The organism is Streptomyces sp. H27-D2 (genome assembly GCF_035828615.1).
Classification (GTDB): domain Bacteria; phylum Actinomycetota; class Actinomycetes; order Streptomycetales; family Streptomycetaceae; genus Streptomyces.
Genome location: NZ_JAYMZR010000168.1, coordinates 1 through 8,103, shown reverse-complemented (window position 1 = coordinate 8,103; position 8,103 = coordinate 1). Strand labels below are relative to the sequence as shown.

Below are 8,103 nucleotides of genomic sequence, written 5' to 3'. Positions count from 1 at the left end.
GCGGGACCGAGGCGATGAGCCGGAATCAGTGGGCCGCAAGCGGGAGTCGCCCGCCCCGGAAGGCCCTCACCCCCGCAGCGCCTTCGCCTCCGTCTCCGGGTCCAGCCCGACCGCGGGGCGGTCGGGCCGCTGGGGCGGCGCTCCGTCCAGGCTCTGGAGCCAGCTCCAGGTGTCCGCCACGGTCTCCGCGATACCGCGGCAGCGCAGCCCCGCGGCCTGCGCCTTGGTCACGTCGCCGCGGTGCAGGGTGTCGTGCGACTCGCCCGGCGGCAGCCAGATCGGCAGGTCGCTCCAGGGTTCGATGCCGGCCGCGAGGATCGTCTCCGGATCGGTCCAGCGGAGTTCGACGTCGGCGCCGGTGACCCGCGCGCACGTCTCCAGCAGCTCGCCCATCGTGGTGTGACCCGGCCGGCTGACGACGTTGTAGGCGCCGCCGAGCCCTCGTTCGGCGGCGCTCAGGACCCAGGCGGCGAGGTCGCGCGCGTCGACGTACTGCAAATCCAGGTCGCGCGGTCCGGGAGCCAGCACCTGGCCGCCGCGCGCCATCCGCAGCAGCCACCACGGCAGCCGGCCGATGTTCTCCCCGGGCCCGATGATCAGCCCTGCCCGCGCCAGCAGCGCCCGCTCGCCGAACGCCTCGGTCGCCGCCAGTTCCCCTCCCCGCTTGGCCCGCGCGTACTCGACCTCGCCGCCGTCGTCGGGGGAGGCCTCCACCAGCGGGCCGCTCTCGGAGAGCCCGGCCGGGGCGGGGTATTCGTACACGGAGCGGCTGGACACGTAGACGTAGTGTCCGGCCCGCCCGGCGAGCAGCCGGGCCGCGTCCTGTACCGCCGACGGCGCGCCCGACCAGGTGTCGACGACGATGTCCCACTCCCCCGCGGCGAGCGCCGCGAGACCGCCGTCGGCGGCCGAGCGGTCCCCTCGCAGCGCGACGGCGCCCGGCGGCGGTTCGTGGTGTCCGCGGTGGAAGACGGTCACCTGCCAGCCGCGTGCCAACGCGTCCTCCGCTATGGCGCGGCCCACGAATTCCGTTCCACCCAGTATCAGCAGCTTCATGCCGCCGACTCTGCCCGCCGACCAGGGCCTTGGGAACCTCGGCATGCTGTCAGCAGAATCGCCGCGAGCGGAACCGGAAGTCCTCGGTAGGACCGCAGGCCGCTCAGCCGCGTCCGCCGTCCCCCTTGTCGCCGCTCTTGTCGCCGCCGCTTCCGCCGTGCCGCGCCCAGGGGTGCCGCAGCCGGATCCAGACGTCCCGCGCCCCGCGCCCCGCGCCCGGCCTCGGTGCGGCTGTCGGCGACCAGCACCCTGGCCTGTTCCGCGGTCTCCACCATCGGCCCGGAACCGCGCAGCGGCTTTCCGGCCGTCTCATGCAGGAAGTAGGCGGAGACGACGCCGATCGCTCCGGCCGCCATCAAGTAGTAGGCCGGGACCAGGTCGTTGTCCGTCATCTCCACCAGCGCCGATACGACGAGCGGCGTGGTGCCGCCGAACAGCGACACCGAGAGGTTGAAGGAGAGCGACAGGGCTCCGTAGCGCAGCCGGGTGGGGAAGAGCGCGGGCAGCGTCGCGGCGGCGGTGCCCGCGAAGGAGACGAGCAGCAGGCCGAGGATCACACAGCCGATGGCCGGGAGCAGGATGCCGCCCTCGCGGATCAGCAGGAACGCGGGCACCGCCAGCAGGATGAGGGCGATGCTGCCTGCCATGAACAGCGGCCTGCGCCCCCAGCGGTCCGAGGACCGGCCGACGGTGGTGATGGTCAGCGCCACCATGATCATGGTGGCGAGCACCAGCAGCTGAGAAACTGTCGCATCCTGACCGAGCGTCTCGGTCATATAGGTCGGCAGATACGAAGTCACCATGTAGTTGGTGACGTTGTAGAGCAGGACCAGGCCCATGCAGATGAGCATCGCGTGCCAGTGCCGGGTGAAGATCTCCTTTCATCCGCCCCCGGCCCGACTGCCGGGCCTCCTCGACCGGGTCCGGCTCGGCGCCCGCGGCCAGCAGCGCTTCCGCCTCCCGGTCGGCGTCCTCGGTCTGCTTCTGGAAGGCCGGCGTCTCCTCCAGCCGGAGCCGCATGTAGAGACCGATCAGCCCGAGCGGCCCGGCGACCAGGAAGGGGATCCGCCACCCCCACTCCACCAGCCCGTCCTGGCCGAGGACGGTGGTGAGGACGGTGACCAGGCCCGAGCCGAGCGCGTAGCCGACGAAGGTGCCGAAGTCGAGCCAACTGCCCAGGAATCCGCGCCGCTTGTCCGGGGCGTACTCGGCGATATAGGTGGTGGCGCCGGCGTACTCACCTCCGGTGGAGAACCCTTGGACCAGCCGGCACAGGAGCAGCAGCAGGGGCGCGGCGAAACCGATGGACGCGTAGCTGGGCAGGAATCCGACGGCGAAGGTGCTCGCCGCCATCATGATCATGGTGACCGCGAGCACCTTCTGCCGCCCGATGCGGTCGCCGAGCGGCCCGAAGACCAGGCCGCCGAGCGGCCGGACGAGGAACGCGGCGGAGAAGGTGGCGAACGTCGAGACAACTTGAGCGCCCGGCGAGCTGGACGGGAAGAACACCTGTCCGAGGGTGGACGCCATATAGGCGTAGACGCCGAAGTCGAACCACTCCATGGTGTTGCCCAGCGCCGCCGCCGAGACGGCGAGCCGCACCCGCGGCCGATCGGTGACGGTGACGTCCTCTATGTTCAGTGACTTCTTGCGACTGCGCAGAAGAGTGCGGAGCATGCGGTCGGTGGCGGAGCTGCCACGGCCTCGTGGCGTCTTGCCGCGTCGGGGATTCGGCGGTGTCGTGCGGCCGGAACTCACGTCGTCCTGTCGACGTACGGGAAGGCACGGAGAAGACGGAACATGGCATTGAGCCCGTTTGCCCCCGCTATCGCCCACCCGGACGAGTATGGGGGTGGAAATGACGGTCGCACCCATTGAATACGCCAGCGGTTTCCGCACCGACAGTGACCCGCCGAGAGGTCCGGAAGATCGGGTGCCGCGCCGTGAGGACGACCAGTGAATTCCACGGCCGGATGACCTCGGTCAGGCGATCGGGATGACCATTTCGGGACGGTCCCACATAACGGCGGGCGGATTAGCGGCTTCGGTTCCAATGCGTCTGGCGCCCACGCTGCGGTAAAAGCCCTCGGCGGGCGGATGTGAGACCACCCGCACACCGTCGAGCCCGGCATCGCGCGCCTGGCTCGTCATGTGATCGATGAGGCGGCGGCCGATGCCGAGCCCCTGCGCGTCGTCGGCGACGAACATCAGGTCGAGCTCCGGCGGAGCGAGAACGAGGGAGTAGAAGCCGAGCACCCGACTGTCGTCGTCGACGGCCACGAAGACCTGGTGGGTCTCGATGTAGTCGGGGCCCACCCGGTATCCGGCGATCATCGGGGCGTACGGGCCTTCATAGGCACTGGAGAGCTGGATGAGTCTGGTGAGCCGCCTGGCATCCCGGAGGGTCGCACGCCGGATCAAAACCGCTTCACCACGCGCCCTGCCGACCACTCCTGTAACGCGCGATGCCATGGAGAGAGTATTGCCTACCTCGCACGGCATCTCGTTCGCAAGACCCTCAGGAGTCTCCCGGGAAGGTCGAGACAGGCCCGCACGGCCGGGCCCCCGAAAGCGGCGGGCCCGGCGACCGCCTAGCCGCCTTACTGCTCACGGAAGCTGACGTACTCCTTGCCGACGAGGCGACCCGTGCCGTGGGTCACCACGCCGGCCGTCTCGTCCGGGGACACCTTCAGGCCCGCGGCGTCCGCGTCGGCGGCGAGCCGGCCGGCCGGGCTGTCGGGGCCGAGGTGGTCGACGCCGGCGGCGCCGGCCTTGGCACCGGCGTGCCCCAGGAAGGCTGCGAGTCGGGGGCCCCCGCCCGGAGCGAGGGCGGAGGCGTTCTCCCCCGCCTGGGCGGTCGGCGCCAGGGCGGCGAGGGCGAGGCCGGTCAGGACTACGGCGGCTGCGCTGCGCTTGATCATCATGTGAAGCCCAACGAGGACGCCGCGCGAGGGCAACGCTGTCGGCCGCATTACCTGGATGTCATGGGCGGCGCAGACCGCACGGACGGCATCGAGGCGCTGCCACCGCGCCCGCGCACGGGTTCGTGCGCCCGTACCCCGAGCAGACCGATAGCTCGCCTCGACTCATCTCAACTCCGCCGTCCGGACTTGGGTGGCACCGGGTCCACGCGCTGCAGGTCCGCTCGGCGGACCACCTCGCGTCCCACCTCGGCCGCGCGCTCCACCAGCGCGGGGCCGTCCCAGTCCAGCGGCCAGCCCTTCCACAGCCGCAGGCGGCCGTCGACGACCACCGCGGTGATCTGATCCCGGTTGGCCAGCCGGACCAGTTCCCACTGAAGGTCCCAGGAGGGCGTGAGCTCGGGTACCCGGAGGTCCACGACGAGGAAGTCCGCCGCCTTCCCGACCGCGATCTCACCGGTGACCTTGCCGAGGCCGAGCGCGTCGGCGCTGCCGGAGGTCGCGTGCTCCAGCCACATCCGCCCCGCGCCGCAGACGGAGTCACCGGTCTGCATGCCGAAGGCGAGGCGCTGCGCCGTCTCCGCGGCGTCGACCAGCCGGAAGCCGTCGCCGCGGGTGCCGTCGGTGCCGGTTCCGAAACGCACGCCCATCGCGGCCCACAGGGTGGCGTGCGCGACCGCGTTGCCCTTCCACGCGCTGGCCACCGGGTTGTAGCTGACGGCCGCGCCTGAATCGGCCAGCAGCCGCGTCTCGCCGGGGGTGAGCAGGGTGGCGTGCGCGCCGAGCGTCTGCGGGCCGAGCGCGCCGATGTGGTGCAGGTGTTCCACCGGGCGCCGGCCGAGGCTCTTCAACGAGCGCTCGACGGCGGCGAGGTGTTCGTTGACGTGGATCTGGAAGACCGCGCCCGCTTCGGCGCACAGGTCCGCCGTCCGCTTGAGCACCTCGTCGGTGGCGTTCTCCGGGACGGGGATGGCCAGTGAGGGGTGGATGAGCCGGGAGCCGTCCCAGCGCGCGAGGTGCTCTTCGCCGCCCTTGCCGTCGGAGACCACCTTGCCCAGTACGCACCGGATGCCGGCTTCCTGGGCCGCCCTGGCCAGCGCCGCGACGTCGACGGGGGCCCGGGTGCCGGCGTCGGCGACGGTGGTGAAGCCGCCGCGCAAGGATTCCAGCGCGGCCAGTTTCGCCGCGAGGTAGGCGCTGTCCTCGTCCAGCGCGTGTTCCAGCGGCTCCCAGACCGCCTTGAAGATCTCCGAGGGCTGGCCGAACGCCTGGGCCTTGCCGAAGCTCTGCGTGAGGTGGTGGTGCGCGTCGACGAAGCCCGGCATGAGCAGATGGCCGTCCAGCCGCACCGGGGTCTGATCACGATGGGCCGCGGTGATCCGGCGGGCCGGGCCGATGTCCCGGAACACGCCGTCCACCACCAGCACGGCATGGTCGCGTACGGGCCCTTCGGGCAGCAGCAGCGTCTCCGGCAGGAGCAGCAGCTTGCCCCCGCCCTTGGTCCCGGCCTTGCCCTTGCCCTTGCCCTTGCCGAACTGATCGGGGCTCAGGGAGTCCGGGCGGCGCGGCTGTGCGTGGGCCGTCGTCGCCGAGGCCGCCCCGATGAGGCTGCTCGCACCGGTCAGCCCAGCGCCGACCAGGAACCGCCGACGGCCGACGCCGCCGCGGTCGGCACCGCCCGCCTCCGCGTGCTGCTCGCCCCCGGCCGTGTCCCGGGCCCGGCTCTGCGGCGGGGGAACGTCCCGGGGACCGGTTCCGGCCTCCCGCTCGGACGGGACCGGGCCGCCTTCGCGGAATGCGTCGTCCGCGGACCGCTCATGACGTGCTTCAGATGCCAACGCGCTGCCTCCACTTGCTCGCCGGGGACCCACGGCCGAGAAGATCGGCCGAGCCAGGCGGGCCGACCATAAAGGAGCCATGGATTTGGAACAAGACTTCCGACATACGAGAGTCACAACCGATGCACGCGGCCGTCGACCCTGCCCTCCACGCCACAGGCAGCAGGGACGCCTCCCGGGTGGCGTAAGTCGCCACGCGGCCCGCTCCACCGCACGTCACGGCGTTGTCGCAGGTCAGGGCAGGTGGCGTAACGTGCTGGAAACGCGAGCGCCCTAGCGTGGGCGGGCGCTGAACCGCACCGTACGGCGTGACCCGAGCTGTGTTGCGGAGAGATCCCATGACCGCGTCATCCGACGAGCAAGACCTCCCTTCCCGGCCTGCCCCGTCTGGTCCCGCCTCGTCCGATTCCGCTTCGTCTGGTCCCGCCTCGTCCGATTCCGCTTCGTCCGGTCCCGCCTCGTCCGATTCCGCCTCGTCCGATTCCGCCTCGTCCGATTCCGCCTCGCCCGGTCCCGCCTCGTCCGATTCCGGTTCGCCCGATTCCGCTTCGGCGCGGCCGGGCGCAGGCGCGCCGGTCCGCGGTCGCCGGTCCCGTGCGGACCGCGCGCGGCAGGTCACCGAGGTGCTGCGCCGTCAGGTCGCGTCCGGCGCGTTCCCCTCGGGCATGCTCCCGGACGAACGCACCCTGATCGCCGACTTCGGCGTCTCGCGCAACACCATCCGCGAAGCGCTGGGCGTGCTGTCCGACGAAGGGGCGGTCGAGCGCCGGCCTGGCGTGGGCACGGTGATCAGGCACCGCGCCTATGAGCACACGTTGGAGCGGCTGTCCGGGCTGGCCGAGACGCTGGAGGCGCACGGCCGGGTCAGCAATCAGGTCCGGGTCGCGGACGTCGTACGGCCCCCGGGAGAGGTGGCGCGCAAACTGCGCGTCCCGGACGGCGAAAGCGTGGTGTACATCGAGCGGCTGCGCACCCTCGGCGGTGTCCCGCTGTCCTTGGACCTGACGTACCTGGCCGCGGACATCGGCATCCCGCTGCTCAAGTCGGACCTGGCCGGCCGCGACCTGTTCAGTCTGATCGAAGAGTCCATCGGCGGACGGCTCGGCTCGGCGAGCCTGTCCGTCCAGGCCCTCAACGCGGACGCGCCCACCAGCGCCCTGCTGGAAATCCCGGTGGGCGCCGCGGTGTTCACCGTCGAACGGCTGGTCAGGCTGCCCGACGGCCGGCCCGTGGACCTGGAGTTCCTGCGCATCCGGGGCGACCGGCTGGCGTTCCGGGCCGAGTTGGGACGCGACGCCGCGCCGGCCGAACCGGGACGCGAGACCGGGCCCGGCGCACCAGGACGTACCGCCGGGCCGGGCGAGCGCGGCACCGCCGGCGACGGCCGATGACCCGGACCGCGTCACCACGCCGATACGTGCGGCGCGCCCTTCCGGCACGACGGCAGGGCAGCGCGGAGGCCGGCGGCCCCAGCAGGCTCACCATCGCGGTGATGTGCCTGTGCGTCAGCCTGGTCGTGGGCATGGTCTCCGCCGTCAACCTGGCCATTCCGGCCCTCTCGCGCAGCGACCTGCGGCCTTCGGCCGAGGCCGTCCTGTGGGTGGTCGACGGTTATGTGGTGTTCTTCGCCTGCCTGCTCATCCCGGCCGGAGCGGTAGCGGACCGGCTCGGCCGCAAGGGCGTCCTGATGGGCGGCATGGCGCTGTTCACGGCCGGCTCCGCGCTGTGCGGGCTGGCGCCCGGCATCGCGGGGGTGATCGCCGGCCGGATGATCAGCGGGGTCGGCGCGGCGGCGGTGCTGCCGACGACGCTGGCGCTGCTGGTGGGCGACGCCGCGCCGGAGCGCCGCCCGCGGCTGGTCGCGGTATGGGCGTCGATGACGGGCCTGGCGGCCGTGCTCGGCAACGTCGGCGGCGGGGCGGCGCTGGAGACCGGTTCCTGGCGGGCGCTGTTCCTGTGCGTCATCCCGCCGGCGCTGCTGGCCCTGCTGCTGGTCGCCGTCTTCGCACCGGCCCCCGCGCGGCACGACCGCCCGGTGTCCTTGCTGTCGGCGGCGCTGCTGACGGCCGGATTCCTGGCCCTGCTGACCGGCATCGTGTCCGGCCCCGAGGCGGGCTGGATCAGCACGCGGGTGCTCGGCGGGTTCGGTCTCGGCGCGGCTCTGCTGACCGGCTGGGTGCGGTACGAACTGCGGCGCGAGCACCCCATGCTGGATCCGCGACTGTTCGCCGTGCCGGCCGTACGCGCCGGCGCGCTCGGCCTGGCGCTGGCCTTCGTCGGCATGTTCG

General features: G+C 72.2%; 5 protein-coding genes and 2 pseudogenes. 2 read left to right on the top strand and 5 right to left on the bottom strand.

What is annotated here, in order from left to right; all coding sequences use genetic code 11:
- Positions 1–66: 66 nt before the first annotated feature.
- The 5 genes and pseudogenes from QMK28_RS33145 to QMK28_RS33125 form a co-directional block, all read right to left on the bottom strand.
- A complete protein-coding gene (locus QMK28_RS33145) occupies positions 67–1,056 on the bottom strand; it encodes an NAD-dependent epimerase/dehydratase family protein (protein ID WP_326443398.1) in 990 nt (329 codons plus the stop codon).
- 103 nt (positions 1,057–1,159) lie between these two features.
- Positions 1,160–2,733: pseudogene (proP, locus tag QMK28_RS33140) on the bottom strand (glycine betaine/L-proline transporter ProP).
- A gap of 306 nt (positions 2,734–3,039) precedes the next feature.
- Positions 3,040–3,528, bottom strand: coding sequence for a GNAT family N-acetyltransferase (locus QMK28_RS33135; RefSeq protein WP_326443397.1), 489 nt, complete (start codon positions 3,526–3,528; stop codon positions 3,040–3,042).
- Between the two features lie 128 nt (positions 3,529–3,656).
- Positions 3,657–3,977, bottom strand: a complete 321-nt coding sequence (locus QMK28_RS33130; protein ID WP_326443396.1) for a hypothetical protein — start codon at positions 3,975–3,977, stop codon at positions 3,657–3,659.
- 170 nt (positions 3,978–4,147) lie between these two features.
- Complete coding sequence (locus QMK28_RS33125; protein ID WP_443050904.1) at positions 4,148–5,815, bottom strand: amidohydrolase family protein; 1,668 nt, start codon at positions 5,813–5,815, stop codon at positions 4,148–4,150.
- Positions 5,816–6,384: 569 nt separating this feature from the next.
- Here QMK28_RS33125 and QMK28_RS33120 point away from each other — a divergent pair.
- Positions 6,385–7,206 (top strand): annotated as a pseudogene (locus tag QMK28_RS33120) (GntR family transcriptional regulator); the annotation flags it as partial.
- A 26-nt stretch (positions 7,207–7,232) separates the two neighbouring features.
- The coding region (locus QMK28_RS33115; protein ID WP_326443394.1) for an MFS transporter at positions 7,233–8,103 on the top strand (871 nt) is incomplete at its 3' end.

Bases quoted from the DNA above. Each gene is read 5' to 3' on its own strand.
- QMK28_RS33135 (WP_326443397.1), bottom strand. From the start codon at position 3,528: ATGGCATCGCGCGTTACAGGAGTGGTCGGCAGGGCGCGTGGTGAAGCG.
- QMK28_RS33145 (WP_326443398.1), bottom strand. From the start codon at position 1,056: ATGAAGCTGCTGATACTGGGTGGAACGGAATTCGTGGGCCGCGCCATA.
- QMK28_RS33130 (WP_326443396.1), bottom strand. From the start codon at position 3,977: ATGATCAAGCGCAGCGCAGCCGCCGTAGTCCTGACCGGCCTCGCCCTC.